This window comes from Microbispora triticiradicis, from assembly GCF_005864065.1.
GTDB classification, from domain to species: Bacteria; Actinomycetota; Actinomycetes; order Streptosporangiales; family Streptosporangiaceae; genus Microbispora; species Microbispora triticiradicis.
The window spans coordinates 70,790-88,632 of sequence record NZ_VANP01000002.1 but is presented as its reverse complement, the minus strand read 5'-3'; the positions used below and the strand labels follow the sequence as shown (position 1 = coordinate 88,632).

At 69.9% G+C, this 17,843-nt stretch carries 17 protein-coding genes; 7 read left to right on the top strand and 10 right to left on the bottom strand.

Features of this window, described 5'->3' with window-relative positions; genetic code table 11:
• Positions 1 to 40: 40 nt before the first annotated feature.
• The 4 genes from FED44_RS05545 to FED44_RS38010 are packed head-to-tail and all read right to left on the bottom strand — an operon-like array spanning position 41 to position 3,870.
• Positions 41 to 1,093, bottom strand: coding sequence for an ABC transporter permease (locus FED44_RS05545; protein ID WP_111698058.1), 1,053 nt, complete (start codon positions 1,091 to 1,093; stop codon positions 41 to 43).
• A complete protein-coding gene (locus tag FED44_RS05540) occupies positions 1,086 to 2,657 on the bottom strand; it encodes a sugar ABC transporter ATP-binding protein (RefSeq protein WP_138459977.1) in 1,572 nt (523 codons plus the stop codon). The genes FED44_RS05545 and FED44_RS05540 overlap by 8 nt, the downstream gene beginning before the upstream one ends.
• Before the next feature lie 5 nt (positions 2,658 to 2,662).
• Positions 2,663 to 3,751 carry a sugar ABC transporter substrate-binding protein gene (locus FED44_RS05535; protein WP_165900480.1) on the bottom strand — a complete coding sequence of 363 codons (1,089 nt, stop codon included), beginning with the start codon at positions 3,749 to 3,751 and terminating at the stop codon, positions 2,663 to 2,665.
• Positions 3,748 to 3,870, bottom strand: a complete 123-nt coding sequence (locus FED44_RS38010) for a hypothetical protein (protein ID WP_259402304.1) — start codon at positions 3,868 to 3,870, stop codon at positions 3,748 to 3,750. The genes FED44_RS05535 and FED44_RS38010 overlap by 4 nt, the downstream gene beginning before the upstream one ends.
• A 327-nt stretch (positions 3,871 to 4,197) precedes the next feature.
• Between FED44_RS38010 and FED44_RS05530 the strand changes: the two genes are divergently transcribed.
• Together FED44_RS05530 and FED44_RS05525 are read left to right on the top strand one after the other, a co-directional pair.
• The gene (locus FED44_RS05530; protein WP_111698060.1) at positions 4,198 to 4,911 is read left to right on the top strand and encodes a FadR/GntR family transcriptional regulator; all 714 of its coding nucleotides are present in this window, start codon (positions 4,198 to 4,200) and stop codon (positions 4,909 to 4,911) included.
• A 334-nt stretch (positions 4,912 to 5,245) separates the two neighbouring features.
• Positions 5,246 to 7,225 carry an alpha-L-fucosidase gene (locus FED44_RS05525; RefSeq protein WP_138459976.1) on the top strand — a complete coding sequence of 660 codons (1,980 nt, stop codon included), beginning with the start codon at positions 5,246 to 5,248 and terminating at the stop codon, positions 7,223 to 7,225.
• A 57-nt stretch (positions 7,226 to 7,282) separates the two neighbouring features.
• Here FED44_RS05525 and FED44_RS05520 read toward each other — a convergent pair whose 3' ends face one another.
• Positions 7,283 to 8,008 carry a sulfite exporter TauE/SafE family protein gene (locus FED44_RS05520; protein WP_111698062.1) on the bottom strand — a complete coding sequence of 242 codons (726 nt, stop codon included), beginning with the start codon at positions 8,006 to 8,008 and terminating at the stop codon, positions 7,283 to 7,285.
• 187 nt (positions 8,009 to 8,195) lie between these two features.
• On the opposite strand from FED44_RS05520, the gene FED44_RS05515 reads away from it, so the two are divergent.
• Both FED44_RS05515 and FED44_RS05510 read left to right on the top strand, forming a co-directional pair.
• On the top strand, positions 8,196 to 8,516 hold the full coding sequence (locus tag FED44_RS05515; RefSeq protein WP_111698063.1) for a type II toxin-antitoxin system TacA family antitoxin: 321 nt from the start codon (positions 8,196 to 8,198) through the stop codon (positions 8,514 to 8,516).
• Complete coding sequence (locus FED44_RS05510) at positions 8,513 to 8,845, top strand: type II toxin-antitoxin system PemK/MazF family toxin (RefSeq protein ID WP_208758845.1); 333 nt, start codon at positions 8,513 to 8,515, stop codon at positions 8,843 to 8,845. The genes FED44_RS05515 and FED44_RS05510 overlap by 4 nt, the downstream gene beginning before the upstream one ends.
• Positions 8,846 to 8,914: 69 nt before the next feature.
• Here FED44_RS05510 and FED44_RS05505 read toward each other — a convergent pair whose 3' ends face one another.
• Entirely contained in the window at positions 8,915 to 11,689 is a 2,775-nt protein-coding gene (locus tag FED44_RS05505; protein ID WP_111698064.1) for an aconitate hydratase, read from the bottom strand.
• Between the two features lie 208 nt (positions 11,690 to 11,897).
• Positions 11,898 to 12,620, bottom strand: a complete 723-nt coding sequence (locus FED44_RS05500) for a metal-dependent hydrolase (protein WP_111698065.1) — start codon at positions 12,618 to 12,620, stop codon at positions 11,898 to 11,900.
• 705 nt (positions 12,621 to 13,325) lie between these two features.
• Here FED44_RS05500 and FED44_RS05495 point away from each other — a divergent pair.
• Complete coding sequence (locus FED44_RS05495) at positions 13,326 to 13,601, top strand: hypothetical protein (protein WP_208758844.1); 276 nt, start codon at positions 13,326 to 13,328, stop codon at positions 13,599 to 13,601.
• Between the two features lie 111 nt (positions 13,602 to 13,712).
• On the opposite strand, the gene FED44_RS05490 is transcribed toward FED44_RS05495, so the two are convergent.
• The 3 genes from FED44_RS05490 to FED44_RS05480 all read right to left on the bottom strand — a co-directional run bounded on the left by FED44_RS05490 (position 13,713) and on the right by FED44_RS05480 (position 15,998).
• Positions 13,713 to 14,849 (bottom strand): CU044_5270 family protein, encoded by a 1,137-nt coding sequence (locus FED44_RS05490; protein WP_138459975.1) that lies wholly within the window; start codon positions 14,847 to 14,849, stop codon positions 13,713 to 13,715.
• Positions 14,846 to 15,373: an RNA polymerase sigma factor gene (locus tag FED44_RS05485; RefSeq protein WP_244301740.1), complete on the bottom strand. Its 528-nt coding sequence runs from the start codon at positions 15,371 to 15,373 to the stop codon at positions 14,846 to 14,848. The genes FED44_RS05490 and FED44_RS05485 overlap by 4 nt, the downstream gene beginning before the upstream one ends.
• A 205-nt stretch (positions 15,374 to 15,578) precedes the next feature.
• Positions 15,579 to 15,998 carry a DUF4158 domain-containing protein gene (locus FED44_RS05480; protein WP_138459974.1) on the bottom strand — a complete coding sequence of 140 codons (420 nt, stop codon included), beginning with the start codon at positions 15,996 to 15,998 and terminating at the stop codon, positions 15,579 to 15,581.
• A gap of 25 nt (positions 15,999 to 16,023) precedes the next feature.
• On the opposite strand from FED44_RS05480, the gene FED44_RS05475 reads away from it, so the two are divergent.
• Positions 16,024 to 16,935 carry a hypothetical protein gene (locus tag FED44_RS05475; RefSeq protein WP_138459973.1) on the top strand — a complete coding sequence of 304 codons (912 nt, stop codon included), beginning with the start codon at positions 16,024 to 16,026 and terminating at the stop codon, positions 16,933 to 16,935.
• Between the two features lie 139 nt (positions 16,936 to 17,074).
• Positions 17,075 to 17,842 (top strand): PadR family transcriptional regulator, encoded by a 768-nt coding sequence (locus tag FED44_RS05470; RefSeq protein ID WP_111698071.1) that lies wholly within the window; start codon positions 17,075 to 17,077, stop codon positions 17,840 to 17,842.
• The last annotated feature ends 1 nt before the right edge of the window (position 17,843 follow it).

Below are 17,843 nucleotides of genomic sequence, written 5' to 3'. Positions count from 1 at the left end.
AAGGCGTTCCGGCAGCCGTGCCCGGGCTGCCGGAACCCCCTCAGTTCTGTGACTTGCCCCCGGTCAGCCGGGAGATCGCCAGGGCGGTGAGGATGATCGCCCCGTTGAGCGCGTCGATCCACTGCGCGGGCACGCCCGCGAGCGTCAGGACGTTCTGGATCATGTAGAGCAGCAGGATGCCGGTGAACGCGCCGAACACCGTTCCCTTGCCGCCGTTGAGGCTGACCCCTCCGATGACGGCGGCCGCGAACACGGTGAAGATCGCTCCGTTCCCCTGGGAGGCGGCGACGGAGGCGAGCCGGCCCGACAGCATCAGCCCGCCGAGCGCGGCCAGCGCGCCGGCGGAGATCAGCGTGATCCACAGCACCCGGTCGGTACGGATGCCCGCCGCCTTGGCGGCGTCCACGTTGCCGCCGATGGCGTACAGCGCGCGGCCGAACCGGGTGAACCCCAGCAGGACGATGCCGGCCGCGAACAGCAGCAGGCAGATCCAGATCGACGCGGGCACGCCGAGCCACATCGTCGAGCCGAGGTAGGTCATGGACTCGGGGAGGTTGAAGAAGGTCTGCCCGCCGGAGATGCCCGTCAGGAGGCCGCGCAGCACGATGAGCATGCCCAGCGTGACGATGAAGCCGTTGAGCCCGAAGCGGACGATGAACAGCGAGTTCACCATTCCGACGAGCACCCCGACCAGGAGGGTGATCGGGATCGCCCACGCCCCGGACAGCAGCCCGAGCCCGTGTCCCGCCCCCGCCGCGACCGTCAGCCAGGCGGCCACGCCGGGAGCCAGCCCGAAGGTCGACTCCAGCGAGAGGTCCATCCGGCCGGCGACCAGCACGAGCGTCTGTGCCAGGACGAGCAGCGAGATCTCCGACATCGTCTGCAGGATGTTGATCAGGTTGTCGGCCTGCAGGAAGATCGGGCTCACGATCTGCCCGACGATCGCGATCACGATGATCGCGGGGACCAGGGCGAAGTCCCGGAGCCGCGCCAGCGGAATCGGGGAGCGACGCCCTCCCGTTCCCGCGTTCTCCGGCGGCGCCGAGCCCTGCGGGTGCCCCGTCCCCGGGTGGGCGGCGGTGGTCTCAGGCATCGAGGTCGACTCCTTCCATGGCGGCCACCATCTCGTGGTCGTGCCAGCCGGCGGCCAGGTCCGCGACGACCCGGCCGTGGAACAGCACGAGCACCCGGTTGCACAGCCGCAGATCGTCAAGTTCATCGGAGGCGATCACGACGCCGGTGCCGTTCCCGGCGATCTCCTCGACCTTTTCGAGCAGGAACTCCTTCGACCGGACGTCGACCCCGGCGGTCGGCGTGATCAGCACGAGCAGGCGGGGGTCGTTCGCCAGGGCGCGGGCCATCACCACCTTCTGCTGGTTGCCGCCGGACAGGCCGGAGACCGGCAGGTCCGGGCCGGGGGTCTTGATCGCCAGATTGGTGATCATCTGGCGGGCCAGCGCGTCCTTGCGGCGGCCGCTGACGAAGCCCGCCGACCCGAGCCGCTCGGGCACGGTCATCGTGGTGTTGTCGGCGATCGACATCAGCGGGACGAGCCCCTGGTGGTGCCGGTCCCTGGGGACGAATCCCACGCCCGCGGCGAGCGAGTCCGGCACGCTCCCCGGTCGCGGGCGCTCACCGGCCACCTCCATGGTCCCGGCCTGCGGGGCCCGCAGCCCCACGATGGTCTCGGCGAGCTCGGTCTTCCCGCTGCCGCCCAGACCGGCCAGGCCCACGATCTCCCCCTCGCGGACCCGCAGGTCGACGTCCTTGTAGACGTCGCCGTCGGTCAGGCCCCGGACGTCGAGAACCACCGGGGCCTCGGCCGCGACCGGCGGGCGCACGGCGTGCTCCCGCAGGCCGGCCGCCTCACCGGTCATCGCCGCGACCAGCTCTCCCTGCGGCAGGTCCGCCACCGGCGCGGTCAGGATGTGCCGGGCGTCCCGGAACACGGTGACCGTGTCGCAGATCTCGTAGATCTCCTGCAGGTGATGGCTGATGAACAGGAAGGTCACTCCCTGGTCCCGCATCGCCCGCATCCGGTCGAAGAGCCGCGAGATCGCCGCGCCGTCGAGCTGCGCGGTCGGCTCGTCCAGGATGATGAACCGCGCGCCGAACGACAGCGCCCGGGCGATCTCCACGAACTGCCGCTGCTCCACGCCGAGCTCCCCGGCCGGCCGGCGGACGTCGACGTCCACCGACCAGGCCTCCAGGAGCTCGGCGGCCTTCCGCCACACGCCCTTCCAGCCGACCAGCCCGAACCGGTTGCGATCGTGCCGGTTCAGGTACAGGTTCTCCGCCACGGTCAGCTCAGGGATGATCGTGGACTTCTGGTAGACGCAGGCGACCCGTTCCCGCCACGCGTCGCGGTCGGACAACCGCGGCGCGGGCGCACCGGCGAAGCGGACCTCGCCCTCGTCCGGCGCCTGCAGGCCGGTGAGGATGGAGACCAGCGTCGACTTGCCCGCGCCGTTGCGGCCGACGAGCGCGTGGGTCTCGCCCTGCCTGATCGTGATGTGGGCGCGGTCCAGCGCCGTCGTCTCGCCGTATCTCTTGGTGATGCGTTCCGCCTCGGCGACGGGCGGGCCGGCGTGGACCGGCTCGCCGTCGCGGGCGGGCGAAGGGCTCGCGGGCCCTGCCGCGAAATCGCCCATTGTCATGCCTCTCAGCTCAGGTTGTTGCCCCACAGCGACTTGTCGTCGTGCTTGACGCTGGGGATGTCACCGTACGTACCGCCGTCCGCGGTGACCAGAGGCGCGGAGAGCTGGTCTTCCAGCAGACCGGGCCGCACCTCGATGATGTTGCTGTCGTGGTCGGTCTTGCCCGGCTGGAAGGTCTTGCCCTCGGCCGCCGCCTGCGCGTACGACAGCGCCCACTTGGCGTAGAGGTCCGCGGGCTGCGACACGGTGGCGTCGATGTTCCCGGAGGCGATGTCCTTGAGCTCCTGCGGGATGCCGTCGTTGGAGACGACGAAGACGTGCTTGGGGTCGTCCGGCGGCACCAGGATGTTCCGCTGCTTCAGCACCTGCAGCGTGCCCGCGAGAGCGAAGCTCGACTGCATGTAGACGCCCTTGATGTCCGGGTTCGCCGTGAGCCTCGTGGAGAGCTTCTGCGCGGCCACGGCGCCGTCCCACTTCGTGGCCTCGCCGAAGACCGTGATGCCGGGGTAGTTCTGCTTCATGCAGTCGTTGAACGCCTCGGTGCGGTCACGGCCGTTGATGGAGGCCAGGTCGCCCTCCAGCATGACCACCTTGCCCTTGCCCTGAAGCTTCTCGCCCAGGAACTTGCAGGCCTTCTCGCCGTACGCGCGGTTGTCGGCGCGCACGACCATGAACGCGTTCCCCGTGTCGGGGCGCGTGTCCACCAGCACGGCGGGGATCTTCTTCCCCTCCAGCTGCTGCAGCGTGGGGGCCACCGCGGCGGTGTCCTGCGGCGCCATGACCACGGCCTTGACGCCCTGGCCGATCTGCGTCTGCACGTTCGCGGCCAGCTTGGCCACGTCGTTCTGGGAGTTGGTGGTCTTGAGGTCGACGCCCAGTTCGCCGGCGAACTTGGGCACGTACTGGATGTAGGAGTTCCAGAAGTCGGTGTCCGACCGCGGGTAGTCGACGCCGACCACCGTCTTCGCCGCCGTGTCCGTCCCGCCGGAAGCCGCGCTCCCCTCGCCCCCGGAACCGCCGTTCCCCCCGCACGCGGCGGCGAGGAAACCCGACATGGCCAGAATCAGCCCGGCCCCGAAGCGTCTGCGTCTCATAGTCTCTCCTTCTGCATCGCCACGACGGGCCTGCCGTGACCGACCGCGCCCGCGGGCTCGATCGGGCCCGCGCCAGGGACGCGCGAGCCTCCGGCGAGGCTGCCCTCGTACGTGCTCATTATTGACAGAACATGGGATGTCTTTCTATGGCCAAAACCATGTCAGTGTCCAGACCTCCCGGCGTCGGAATCGCCGAAACCCCTGAAATTCGGGGTTAAAGTCCTGCTCCCCGGCCGGAGTGCAACCGGTTCCGTGGCTTGGCGGGGTGGGGAGGCCGGGCCGAATACATCGCATGTTTGCCACCACCGCCGGAGGGTGCGACGTGACCTTCCGTGAGCCTCGGCGCGCCGCCGCCCCTTTCCGGCCGTCCCATATCCGGCGCTCCCGGGCCGGCGCGGCACTGGGCCGTGTGGCTGTTCACGACCCCCGCGTACGAAGATTCGGGTATGTCGTTGACCGAGCAGGCGATCGAACGCATCCGGCAGCTCATCAAGGACGGGACCCTGCCCCCGGGCGCGCGGCTGCCGCCGGAGCAGGATCTGGCCGCCGAGCTCGGACTGTCCCGCAACCTGCTCAGGGAGGCCGTCCGCTCTCTCGTCACCACCCGCGTGCTGGAGGTGCGCAGGGGCGACGGCACCTTCGTCACGAGCCTCAAGCCGGAACTGCTGCTGGAGGGCGTCGGCCTCGCCGTGGAGATGATGCGGGGCGACGACCTTCTTGAGATCACCGAGGTGCGGCGGCTGTTCGAACCGGTGGCCACGGCCCTGGCCGCCACCCGGATCACCGCCGCCCAGCTCGCGGAGGTGGGACGCCACCTCGACGCGATGATCGCCGCCCAGGACGACGTGGAGCTGCTCAACCACCACGACGACGCCTTCCACCGCGCCGTGTTCGCGGCCACGGGCAATCGATCGCTGTGCGCCCTGCTCGCCGGCATCGCCGGCCGGACGCTCCGCGCCCGCGTGTGGCGCGGACTGGTGGTGGAGAACGCGGCCGGCCGGACGATCGCCGAGCACGCCGCCATCTACCGGGCGCTCGCGGACGGCGACGCGCCCCTCGCCCAGGCGGCCGCGCTGCTGCACGTGAACACCACGGAGACCTGGCTCAGGGAGAACCTCGGCCGTCCGGTGCCCGGCCTCGCGGACGAGCCGCCGGAGTGACCGCACCGGTGGCGAGAGCGCGCCGTGAAACTTACAGACATCCCATGCCTTTGTAAGGCCGGCCGTCATCCCGGGCCCGGCGCCGTGGCGCGGACTACGAGAGCGGGCCGGCGCCGGCCGCCAGGGCCCGGGGCATGCGCGAACGTCGCCGAAGGGGTCCGGCCTGACCCCCCTCCGGCAGCGCGGCGGACGGTGGGACAGGCACCGGTGAGGGGCCGCCGGTCGCGTTGGGTCTGGACAGGCCTCCCGGCCCGTCCTACAAAGACATCCCATGTCTTAGCAGTAACCCTCGTGCGCGGCACCCACAGGACCCCCTCCACCGAAAGGCACGCCCATGTCTTCGCCTTCGTTCCGGATGAGCCGCCGCCAGTTGCTCGCCTCGGCCGCGGTCGCCACGGCCGCCGGTGTGCTGAAAGCCGGCCCCGCGTGGGCCACCGCCGGCCCGCAGAGCTACAGCGCGAGCTGGTCCTCGGTCGACCAGCACCCGCCGGCCGCCGAATGGTTCCAGGACGCGAAGTTCGGCATCTACTACCACTGGGGCGTCTTCAGCGTCCCGGCGTACGCCAACGAGTGGTATCCGCGCAACATGTACAACAGCGGGTCGAACGAGAACAACCACCACAAGAGCGTCTACGGCGACCCGTCGGCGTGGCCGTACCACAACTTCATCAACGGCGCCCGGGACAAGGCCGGCAACTGGGTGCAGTTCGCACCGAAGCTGAAGTCGGCCGGCGGCAACTTCGACCCCGACGAGTGGGCGCAGCTCTTCGCGGACGCCGGCGCGAGGTTCGCCGGGCCGGTGGCCGAGCACCACGACGGCTACTCGATGTGGAACAGCAGGGTGAACGAGTGGAACTCGGTCGCCACCGGCCCCAAGCTCGACCTGCTGCGCCTGCACGCGGACGCCATCCGGGCCAAGGGCCTGAAGCTGCTGGTGGCCATGCACCACGCCTACAACTTCACCGGCTTCTACCAATGGGTGCCGTCACAGTCCAGCACCAGCCTCAAGAAGCTGTACGGCCAGCTCGACAAGACCACCGAATACCAGCTCTGGTACGACAAGCTCAAGGAGATCATCGACGGCTACCAGCCCGACGTCATCTGGGAGGACTTCAACCTCAGCCAGATACCCGAGTCGTACCGGCTGAACTTCCTGTCGTACTACTACAACCAGGCGGTCGCCTGGAACAAGGACGTCGTCGCCACCTACAAGGACGGGTACAACACCCGGGGCGAGGTGGTCGACTACGAGCGCGGCGGCCCGGCGGGCATCCAGACCCCCTACTGGCTGACCGACGACAGCATCTCCAGCTCCAGCTGGTGCTACACGAACGGCATCGGCTACTACTCGCTGAACGCCATGCTGCACTCGCTGATCGACCGGGTCAGCAAGAACGGCAACATGCTGCTCAACATCGCGCCCATGGCCGACGGCACCATCCCCTCCGGGCAGCGGTCGATCCTGCTGGGCATCGGCGACTACCTCAAGCGCTTCGGCGAGTCCATCTACGCCACCCGGGCCTGGGCGGCCTTCGGCGAGGGGCCCACGCAGATGGGCGGCGGCTCCTTCACCACCCCGCGCGCGGGCACCGCGCAGGACATCCGGTTCACCCGCAGCAAGGACAACACCGTCCTGTACGCCACGGTGCTGGGCTGGCCGGGCGCCACGCTGAACATCGCGACGCTAGGCTCGAACCGGATCAGCCTGAGCAACCTCGCCTCGGTGCAGCTGCTCGGCTCGTCGGCGGGCCAGTACACCAACCTGCCCAACCGCACCCAGGACGGCTCGGGCCTGCACATCTCGATGCCCTCGTCCAACGCCCCGTTCACCGCACCCGCGTACGTGGTCAAGCTGACCTTCAACGGCCAGATCCCCTCACTGGGCTCCGGCGGCACCCCGACCGGCTACGTGCGGATCGCCAACGTGGCCACCGGACTGGTGCTGGACAGCGGCGGCAACGTGGCGTCGGGGTCGAACCTCAAGCAGTGGAACTGGGACGGCAGCAACAACCTGCAGTGGCAGCTGGTCGACCTGGGCGGCGGTTGGTACCGCATCGTCAACCGCACCAACGGCATGGTCGTCGACAGCTGGGGCAACACCGCCAACGGCGCCAACGCCAGGCAGTCGGCCTGGAACGGCGGCAACAACCAGCAGTGGCGCCTCAACGACGTCGGCAACGGCCGCTCCCAGATCATCAACCGCGGCACCGGGACCTCCCTCGACGGCATGGGCTACACCAGCGCCGGCTCCAACGTCGGCATGTGGACGCCGAACACCAACACCAACAACCTGTGGACCGTCACCGGGGTATGACCCGCCGGGCGGCCCGCCCTCACGGGGCGGGCCGCCGTCCTCGGGGCACGTGCGCGCTCACCGGGCGAGACTCTGGCCGAGGAGCGCGCACGCGGAGACCGCCGCCACGGCGAGGACGGCCCCGCGCACCCGTCCGCCGTCGAGATAGCGCCGCAGCGGCCCCGACGCGGCGTGGCCGAGCAGGACGAACGGCACCAGAGCCGCCCCCGCGACCAGTGCGCGGGCCGGCAGCCTGCCGAGGAGGCCGAGGATGACGAGCGACTGCGCGGCGCTCAAACAGAAGAACGTCGCCAGCGTCGCCCGGATCTCCGGGCCGCGGGCGCTCTGGTAGACGAGGGCGATCGGCGGCCCGCCGATCCCCGTGGCAGTGCCGGTGATGCCCGACAGGAACCCGGCCGCGGTCAGTGTCGCGCCGTTGCGGGGCACCGCGACGGCGCGCGCCGTCAGCACCACCGCGGCCAGCACCATGACGCCGACCAGCACGCCCAGCGTCGCCGTGCTGACGTAGACGATCACCAGGGCCCCGGCGGCGCTTCCCGGCAGCCTGCCGAGGAGGGCGAAGCCCGCGCCCCGCCACTCGGTCCGGCGCCACTCCCGGGCCAGCGTGAACAGCGGCATCGTCATGTTGACGACCTGCACCGCGCCGGGCATCACCGTCGGGTCGAGCAGAGTGATCACGGGAGCCGCCACCAGGCCGAGGCCGAACCCCACCCCGCCCTGCACGACCGCCCCGGCGAAGACGGCCACTCCCGCGACCAGCAGCAATGCCGCCTCGTGATCCATGGCGGGACCCTAGCGGGGGCTCCCCGCGTCGCGGCAACCGGTTATCCGGCCCGGAAGCCTAGACAATCACCGTCAGTAATCACTATATGTTGCGAGAGTAATCACAGGGTCCGTAGACTCCCTCACAGCGACAGCGCCATAGCGCTTTCTGTAGACCCCTTTGTAGACAGGATCGTAGCCTCGCGGTATGAGCAGCGAGCAACGCCACACGACGATCCGGGTCAGTGTCGAGATCAGGGACCTGATAGCGCGCCTCTCGGAGCAGGAAGGCAAGAGCATGACCGCATTGGTCGAGGACGCCGTGAAGGAGCACAGGAAGAAGCTCCGCTGGCAGCGTGTCGCGGCGCAGATGGAGCGGACGCGGAGGGAAGACCCCGAAAGCTGGGCGGAGTACGTCGCGGAGCGCGACCTGTGGCTCGGCCCTCCGTCGAATCGCATCGCCCCCGATTGGGAAGGTCTGCTCGATCTGCCCGAAGATCTCCCCGACGGACCTGAGGAGAGGAATTGAGGGCTAGGCAAGGCGATATCTGGTGGGCCAGCCTCGGCGAGCCGATCGGCCGCGAGCAAGGGTACAAGCGGCCCGCCGTCGTCGTCAGCAACGACATCTTCAACAGGCTTGTGCGAGATCCCGTGCTTGCCGTCCCGTTGACGACGCGGTTCCGCGACTGGGACACGCACATCGAGATGACGCCTGAGGAGACGGGGCTGCCGAAGACGAGCTGGGCGATGGTCGAACAGATCCGCGCGCTCTCACCCGAACGCTTCGGCACAAGAATCGGAGTGGTCCCGCCCGACGTGATGTCGGAGATCACCGACTGGGTCGCCGACATGCTGTAGGACGACGGCGTCGTCCTGGACGGGACTGGATTCCGCCCAGGACGACGCCGTGTCCGGCAAGGACGTGGTTCAGCTCTTGGCGAGCAGGGAGCGCAGGACGTACTGCATGATGCCGCCGTGGCGGTAGTAGTCGGCCTCTCCCGGGGTGTCGATCCGCACCACGGCCTGGAACTCGACGTCCCCGGCCCGCACGGTCACGGTGGCGGGGGTCGCGCCGGCGTTGAGCTCCTCGACGCCGACGATGTCGAAGGTCTCCTCGCCCGTCAGGCCGAGCGACTGCGCCGTCTCGCCCTCGGGGAACTGCAGCGGCAGCACGCCCATGCCGATCAGGTTCGACCGGTGGATGCGCTCGTACGACTCGGCGATGACGGCGCGGACGCCGAGCAGCGCGGTGCCCTTGGCCGCCCAGTCGCGCGACGAGCCCGAGCCGTACTCCTTGCCGGCCAGGACGACCAGCGGGATGCCGGCGGCCTGGTAGTTCTGCGAGGCGTCGTAGATGAACGCCTGCTCCCCGCCCTTGGTGAAGTCGCGGGTGAAGCCGCCCTCCACGCCGTCCAGCAGCAGGTTGCGCAGCCGGATGTTGGCGAAGGTGCCGCGGATCATCACCTCGTGGTTGCCGCGGCGGGAGCCGTAGGAGTTGAAGTCCCTGACCTCGACGCCGTGCTCGCGCAGGTAGCGACCGGCCGGAGTGTCGGCCTTGATCGATCCGGCGGGCGAGATGTGGTCGGTCGTGACCGAGTCGCCCAGTTTGGCGAGAACCCGGGCGCCCCTGATGTCCGTCACCGGCTCGGGCTTGGCGGGCATCCCGTCGAAGTACGGCGCCTTGCGGACGTACGTCGAGTCGGAGTCCCACTCGAAGGTGTCACCGGTCGGGATCGGCAGCGACCGCCAGTGCTCGTCGCCCTTGAACACGTCCGCGTAGTCGCGCAGGAACATGTCCTGGCCGATCGACTCGGACACCACGGCCGCGACCTCCTCGGGCGCGGGCCAGATGTCCTTGAGGAAGACCGGCTGCCCGTCGGCGCCGACGCCGAGCGGTTCGTTGTTCAGGTCGATGTCCATCGTCCCGGCCAGCGCGTACGCCACGACCAGCGGCGGCGAGGCCAGGTAGTTCATCTTGACGTCGGGGTTGATGCGCCCCTCGAAGTTGCGGTTGCCCGACAGCACGGCGGTGACCGCCAGGTCGTTCTCCTGGATCGCCTCGGAGATCTCCGGGTCCAGCGGGCCGGAGTTGCCGATGCAGGTGGTGCAGCCGTACCCGACCAGGTTGAAACCGAGCTTGTCGAGGTACGGCTGGAGGCCGGACCGCTCGAAGTAGCCGGTGACGACCTGGCTGCCCGGGGCGAGGGAGGTCTTCACCCACGGCTTGCGCGCCAGGCCCTTGTCGACGGCGTTCCTGGCGAGCAGGGCCGCGCCGAGCATGACGTACGGGTTGGACGTGTTGGTGCAGGAGGTGATCGCGGCGATGGTGACCACGCCGTGGTCGATCTCGAACGAGGCGCCGTCCGCCGGCGTGACCCGCGTCGGGCGGTGCGGCCGCTCGCCGTTACGCCGCACGGCGTGCGGCACGTCGCCCGCCCCGCTGTGGGAGATCGCGGGCGAGTCGGAGGCCGGGAACGACTCGGCCGACGCCTCGTCGGCGGGGCCCTCGATGCATTCGTCCGTGACGTACGTGCGCACCGCCGCGCGCCAGGCCGACTTGGCGTCCGACAGCGGGATGCGGTCCTGCGGGCGCTTCGGCCCGGCGATCGACGGGACGACGGTCGCCAGGTCGAGCTCGATGTACTCGCTGAAGACGGGCTCGGGGGCCGAGGGGTCGAGCCACAGGCCCTGCTCCTTGGCGTACGCCTCGACCAGCGCGACCTGCTCGGGCGAGCGGCCGGTGAGCGTGAGGTAGTCGGTCGTCTGGCCGTCGATCGGGAAGATGGCGCAGGTGGAGCCGAACTCCGGGCTCATGTTGCCGATCGTGGCGCGGTTGGCCAGCGGCACGCTGCTGACACCCTCGCCGTAGAACTCGACGAACTTGCCGACGACGCCGTGCTTGCGCAGCATCTCGGTGATCGTGAGCACGAGGTCGGTGGCGGTGGCGCCGGCGGGCAGCTTGCCGGTCAGCTTGAACCCGACCACCCGGGGGATCAGCATGGAGATCGGCTGGCCGAGCATCGCGGCCTCGGCCTCGATGCCGCCGACGCCCCAGCCGAGGACGCCGATGCCGTTCTCCATCGTGGTGTGCGAGTCGGTGCCCACGCAGGTGTCGGGGTACGCCCGGCCGTCACGGATCATGACGACCCGGGCCAGGTGCTCGATGTTGACCTGGTGGACGATCCCGGTGCCCGGCGGCACGACCTTGAACTCGTCGAAGGCCGTCTGGCCCCAGCGCAGGAACTGGTAGCGCTCGCGGTTGCGCTCGTACTCCCGGTCGACGTTGCGCTGGAAGGAGTCGGGGTGGCCGAAGTAGTCCACGATGACCGAGTGGTCGATGACCATCTCGGCGGGGGCCAGCGGGTTGATCTTCGCGGGGTCGCCGCCCAGGTCGCGGACGGCCTCACGCATGGTGGCGAGGTCCACCACGCACGGGACGCCGGTGAAGTCCTGCATGATCACTCGGGCCGGGGTGAACTGGATCTCCACGCTCGGCGTGGCGTTCGGGTCCCAGCCGGCGAGCGCGCGGATGTGGTCGGCGGTGATGTTCGCGCCGTCCTCGGTGCGCAGCAGGTTCTCCAGCAGGATCTTCAGGCTGTACGGGAGGCGCGCCGACCCCTCGACGGCGTCCAGCCGGTAGATCTCGTATGACGCGTCACCGACGCGCAGCGTGTCACGGCTGCCGAAGCTGTTCGCGGACACGAAGTTCGCCTCCCCAGGGTTCCGGGCTTGTTCACAAGTTCGCTATGCATCCTCCCGCACCGAAGGAACACTCCTGACAATAAGGTCGCCCTTACCTGTGCGGCGCGAGGATGTCTCGACATCAAGATATCTCCCCGGATATCTCGACATCAAGTTACTTATGAGTAGGTGCCCGAATTTCGCGCCTCCGCAGGCCGCCGGCCCGCGCTCAGGCGGGCATCAGCCGCAGGCAGAGCAGCGCGATCACCACGATCGACAGGGCCGGGCCGAGGAACTGCTTCTCGAACGCCCTGCCGGTCTTGATGCCGATGTCGAACGGCAGGAGCCAGCGCCCCTTGATCGGCCATAAGACGGGACAGCCGCGCTCGGTCAGGCAGTCGCCGATGACATGCACGAGGCAGCCGACCCCGATGGCGATCCCCAGCCAGGAGTAGGTGACCCCGAGCGTCATGAACGTCAGGAACAGCGCGGCGGTCATCCCGACGTTCACCACCGCGGAGGTGAGCGTCTTGCCGGGCACGCCGAGCCCCACGGCGCGCAGCGCCAGGCCGATCATCAGGACGACCAGGATGTCGCGGCCCACCGCGTAGCGGTCGCCGAGCAGGTGCGCGCCCACCCCGGTCACGACGCTGAACAGCAACGAGTGCGTCGCGTGCCGGTGCCCGCCGCTCACGAAGTTGACGCCCTTGCTCAGCAGGTAGGTCGCCGGGCCGAACGTCTGGGCGATCGTGGCGCTGGGGTGGTCGAGGTCGGGCAGCATGGCCGCGCCCGCGCAGACCACGGCCCCCGCGACGAGTTCCGGCGGGGTGAGGATCGGGCCCGTCAGCGTCGCCAGTTCCGCATGGCCCACCGCGCCCGGCAGCGCCACCAGGGCCGGCGCGACCGCGAGCCACACCGCCGCCCCGCTGAGGGCGTGCGAGTGCCCCATCATGTCAAGATCACGCCTTGAGACTGTACGGCAAAGCACCGACAAAATCCGCGAAGCGCCCACGAGGCCGTACCTGTGTCGGGCTCGCGTCATCGGCGCCGCGGCAGTCCCGGAGTCGAAGAACGCGGCCTAGCGGGCCGCCACGTGCTCATCACCACCCTGGCCCTCCACCGCCGCCGCACCGCCGGCGCGGCCCTGCACCGGCCCGGGCGGCCGCGGTGATCGGCCTCGAAGGCGCCTCCCGCGCCGTCACCGACCACCTCGCCGAGCACTTGCCCCCCGACTGCAAATGCTCGAAGACGAGCTCGGCCCCTGCACCCCGGCCGGCGCCAACCCAATGCCGCAGCTGATCTCGTGGTTCGCGCTCGACGCCGCCCAGCTCCCGGTGGAGGACTGACCGTGGATCATGGTCGTCGGGCGCGAGACACCGGCCCTCACCATGGTCGAGTCCATCCCCGAGGGCGACGCCTACGACGTCACCTACAACGTCCGCGCCTACGCCTACGTCCGAAGGGTCTTGATAAGCGACACCCCCGCTTGCCAGCTCACCCGCAGGACAAGCCGACACCCTGCGACGCGATCGGCAAGGCGATTGTCTCCGCCACAGGTCGTACGCGCACGGCCACCCTCCCGGAACGCTGCCCGTGATCCCCGCACAGCGTGACCGACTAAGCCGGCGCGAGTTCGCGGCCCGGTGCGGGGAAGCGGTTGTACGGTTCCCTGGCCGCCGCGGTGTTGCCGCTGTACATCCTGCACCAGCCGATCGTCGTCGCCGTCGCGTACGGCGTGGTCCGCTGGGACGCGCCGATCGGGGTCAAGTACCTCGCGATCGTCGGAGCCTCGCTCATCCTGACCGTCATCGCGTACGACCTGCTGGTGCGCCGCACGCGACCGACCCGCTTCCTGTTCGGCATGCGCGGCCGGCCTGCTCCGCAAAAGGTTCGAACTCGGTCCTGGGCAGCGATTCAGAGGGGCGAGCTCTGATTCGCCGACCGGACCGCGTTCGAAGTCCCGGTGTCCCCGTTCCTCTCCCCACCGGATGCCGACGCCGGCGTCCGGTGGGGCCCCTGTCAGAGGAGTCCGATCATCCGGCCGTTACGGCTTGACCGGCTTGTCGTCCGTCCACGCGGCCTTGGTGATCGCGTTCCAGTTGACGACGGTGCCCGGCTTCGCCCCCGCCCACTGGCCGCCGGCGTGGACGGCCACGATCTGGTCGGTCAGCAGGACGCCGGTCTGCGGGTCGACGATGATCTGCCGCTCGTACTGGCCGTTGGGCCAGTTCTCCGCCCTGCCGATGCCCTGGCCCTTGCGGCCGAGGGCGTCGGTCACCTCGCCCAGGGACCGCACGCCGTCCAGACCGGCGAGCACCTGGTAGGCCGCGGCCCGGACGGCCGGCTTGACGGGCATGCTGCTCAGCAGGCCAGAGGTCACCTGGAAGAGCCAGGCGTCCGCGTCCTGCGGGTCGTTGGATTCGGTGCCGTGACCGGCGTACCCCTGCAGCAGGCGCGCCTTCAGCGCGGCCGCGGTGGTGGGCAGCGTCTGGAGTTCGGCGAACGACACGTTCTTCCCGGCCAGGTCGGCGACCTTGTCACCGACGTTGATCGGGTTACCGAAGGGCTTTCCGGCCTTGGAGTCGATCACCCTCTTGCCGGTGGCGCCCCTCTTCGCCACCTTCACCGACCACGTGGTCGGCGAGCCGTCCCGCTTCCAGGCGGCCTCCGAGCCGGGGGCGGGCTTGGTGCCCAGGTTCTGCGAGATCCACCAGCTGTCGACCTTCGGCGAACGGGCGATCCATGTCTCGCTGCGGCCCAGGCTGTTCACCGTGTAGCGCACCTTGGTGCCCACGATGTCGGCGTTGCCGCTCGTGCTCTCGACGTACCAGTACGCGCCGCTGCCCGCCTTGGCCTTCAGCGACGACTCGGCCGCGACCAGGAGGAGCTGCTTCGCGGAAAGCTTGACGGCGGCGGGCTGCGTGCCCTGGGCGACGGCCGGCGCGCTCGGCGCCGACGTCGTGCCACCGGTCGCGGTGATCCCGACGGCGACGGCGGTCGCCGCCGCGACGCCGGCCAGGCCGAGACCCCACACGGGCTTGGCAATCTTCCTGGCGCGGGCCGGCTTGGCCGGCCTGAACTGCGCCATGGCGTGGGTGAGCTCGGCGGCCCTGGTGCCCTCGTCCACCGGGGTGTCGAGGTGAGCCGGGCGCGCCTTCCGCAGCTGCTCCATCGGGTTCATGACCACTCCTCACTGAGATTGCGCACTCGGGACTGGGAGCGGGCCACCGGGGCCGTCCTCATCGCCTGGACCAGCCGCTTGCGGGCACGGTGCAGGCGTACACGGAAGGCCGCCGGTGAACAGCCGATGACACGTGCCGCGTCGCGGGGTGTGAGCCCCTGCCAGGCCACGAGAATCAGGAGCTCTCGCTCCTCCTGGGTCAGAGAGGCCAGCGCGTTGACGACGGCCAGCCGCTCGGCCACCCGCTCGGCGTGGTCCTCTTCGGTCCAGGCCCGCAGCTCGGCGGCGAGCGACTCACGCCTGATCTCGGCGCGGATGTTGTCACGCAGCACGTTGCGGGCGACGCCGAGCAGCCACGGCAGCGCGGGGTCGGGCACGTCGTCGAATCGCCGCCAGGCGATCGCGAACGTCTCGCTCACCACCTCGTCCGCGACTTGCCGGCCCGCTTGGCTGACCACGTAGGCCCATACTCGCTGGCGGCACTCGTCATACATGGTGGTGAACTGTTGAGAATCGTCCGTCACCGCCTGCCCCCTTCGTCCCGGTGTTTGTTCCGACAGGAGGAAGTGGGCCGAGACCCCTAAGTGTTACAAACAACTCCAAAAAAGGTTTTTGGCCCGACCGACTGAGTTCCTCCCGACCTGGGCATCCCTGCCGCCGGACGCGACCATCAGAGTGGCCACGATCGCTGAGTGTGCGGACGCGGGCCGTCCGGCGACGTGGGCCCAGTCACTGACACGCACCGATCGCGTCCGCCTGGTCCTCCTCGACCTCCTGCTGGGCCTCACCGGCATCGCCTTCAGGGGCGATCAGGGCCAGCACACGGGCCGTGGCTTCGGCATCCAGCCGGGCCGCGATCTTCGCGAACCAGGTCTCCTCGGCGTTGTGCAGCGCCGACCGCACGATCCGGGTGATGCGCCCAGACGTGGGCGGCTCGATCCGCTCAGTCCGGCACTGCTTGAGCAACTCCTCGCGAACCCGGTCCGACTGCCGCTCGGCGTGCGCGACGTTGACCGCCAGCCAGTCGATCAGCTTGTCAGCGTCGGCGACCGAGCACTCCCGAAAACCGAGATGATCGCGGATCTCGCGGCAGTTGACCAGGTCGGCCTCGTCGCTGAGCACCGTCCAGTGGTCGACCAGTTCATCCATGCCTAACGGCGGACGCTCCACATCTATGGATCCGCCCGAAGCGGCAGGGACCAGTAAGTCCCGGCGTGAGCTGTCGTGGGACCTGGGCCTGCGCCTGGCCGAGGAGATCGGCTTCACCGCGTTCGAGGCCGGCGGCACGTATTACTTCGGTAAGCCGTCGTGGCTGGCGGGCCGCGTCCCCCAGGTGAAGATCGCCTGGTCGGTCACGACCGGGCACGAGCACCTGACGGCCGTGCCGTCCCTGCGAGACAACGACGACGACAAGCAGGTCACCGGGACGCCGCGGCCGACCACCGTCAGTGACGACGTACCCGTCGGCGCTGTCATCGATCTCCTCCACCACCACCCGCTGATCGTCTCGACCATCGTGATCGTCCCGATGTACGCCACGCTCCTCGCCGGGGCCGAGCCGGATGCGCAGGCACCGCAGCGGGTGCCCGTCGGCGACGTAGGCCCGCACGTCGTCGGTGGGCGGCAGGTGCCCGGCCTGGTCGCGGCCCAGGACGCGGCAGATGCTCATGATGGTGCGGTCGCCGACCACCAGCCAGCGGGTGCCCGGGCCGAGGTTGAGGCACAGCCGCCGCCGGGACCCCAGCCGATCCGGGTGGGGCAAAGGCGGTCGCGGGCCCGGCACGCCGCCGTGGCGCGGGGGCTGGCCCCGCTGGTGCTGCTGACCGGGTGCGGCTGGTCCCTGCTCGTGGCCCACACCTCCGCCACCATCGGCGACCTCCCGGCGGTCACCGGCCACGCGGCCCGTGCACTGACCTGCGCCGCTGCGCCGACAGCCCCCGGGGGCAGACCACCACGTGCCACCTCCACCAAAGCGGCCGGTGGATCGGGCTGCACGTCGACAACCAGAAAAGGGTGCGGGATCGTCCCGCTCCAAGAGCACCCCCCAGCCCTCCCAGAGCAGAACGATCCCGCCTGTGGCAGATAACGCTACGGTCTCGGCCGGTGTTCCCCGCAACCGGAAAAAGTTCCGGGTGAGCTACATCACTCTTCCCCGCTCGCGCCAGGAGAACAATCTCGATATATCTTTGAGGCATCGAGAACGGATCGGAAAGAAGGGACACGCGATGAGCCAGGCACACACGTTCGGCGGGCCCTGGGCCGGCCACGACCCCCGGGACGCCCGGGACGCGCTCCGCGACGAGATGCGCCGCCACCTGCGGCGCGCCCTGCGCCGGGCGTACGCGAACATGAAAGAGGCGGCCATGTGGCACCAGGAGCATCAGGAGACCGGTCCGCACGAGCACCGGCACAGGGGCGGCATGCGGGGGCGCGGCCCGTGGGGCGGTTTCGGTCCGGGCGGCCCGGGCGGCCCGTTCGGGCCGTGGGCGGGCGGGAACTTCCCGTTCGGCGGCCGGGGTTTCGGGCGGCCCCGCAAGGCCAAGCGGGGTGACGTGCGCGCGGCGATCCTCGCCCTGCTCGCGGAGGAGCCGCGCAACGGCTACCAGATCATCCAGGAGATCGCCGAGCGCAGCCAGGGCGGCTGGAAGCCCAGCCCGGGCGCGGTGTACCCCGCGCTCCAGCAGCTCAGCGACGAGGGCCTGGTCCGTGCCGAGGAGACCGACGGGCGCAAGACGTTCCAGCTCACCGAGGCCGGCCGGGAGTACGTCGCGCAGCACGAGTCCGAGGTGCGCGCTCCCTGGGAGGAGATGACGCCGGACATCGGGGACGACGTCCACGAGCTGTTCGGCCTGTCCCGGCAGGCGGCGTCGGCGCTGTTCCAGATCGCCCAGTCGGGCAGCGACGGGCAGATCAGGCAGGCGAGGCAGGTCCTGACGGAGACCCGGCGGCAGCTCTACCGGATCCTCGCCGACGGCGACCCCGCCGAGGAGTGAC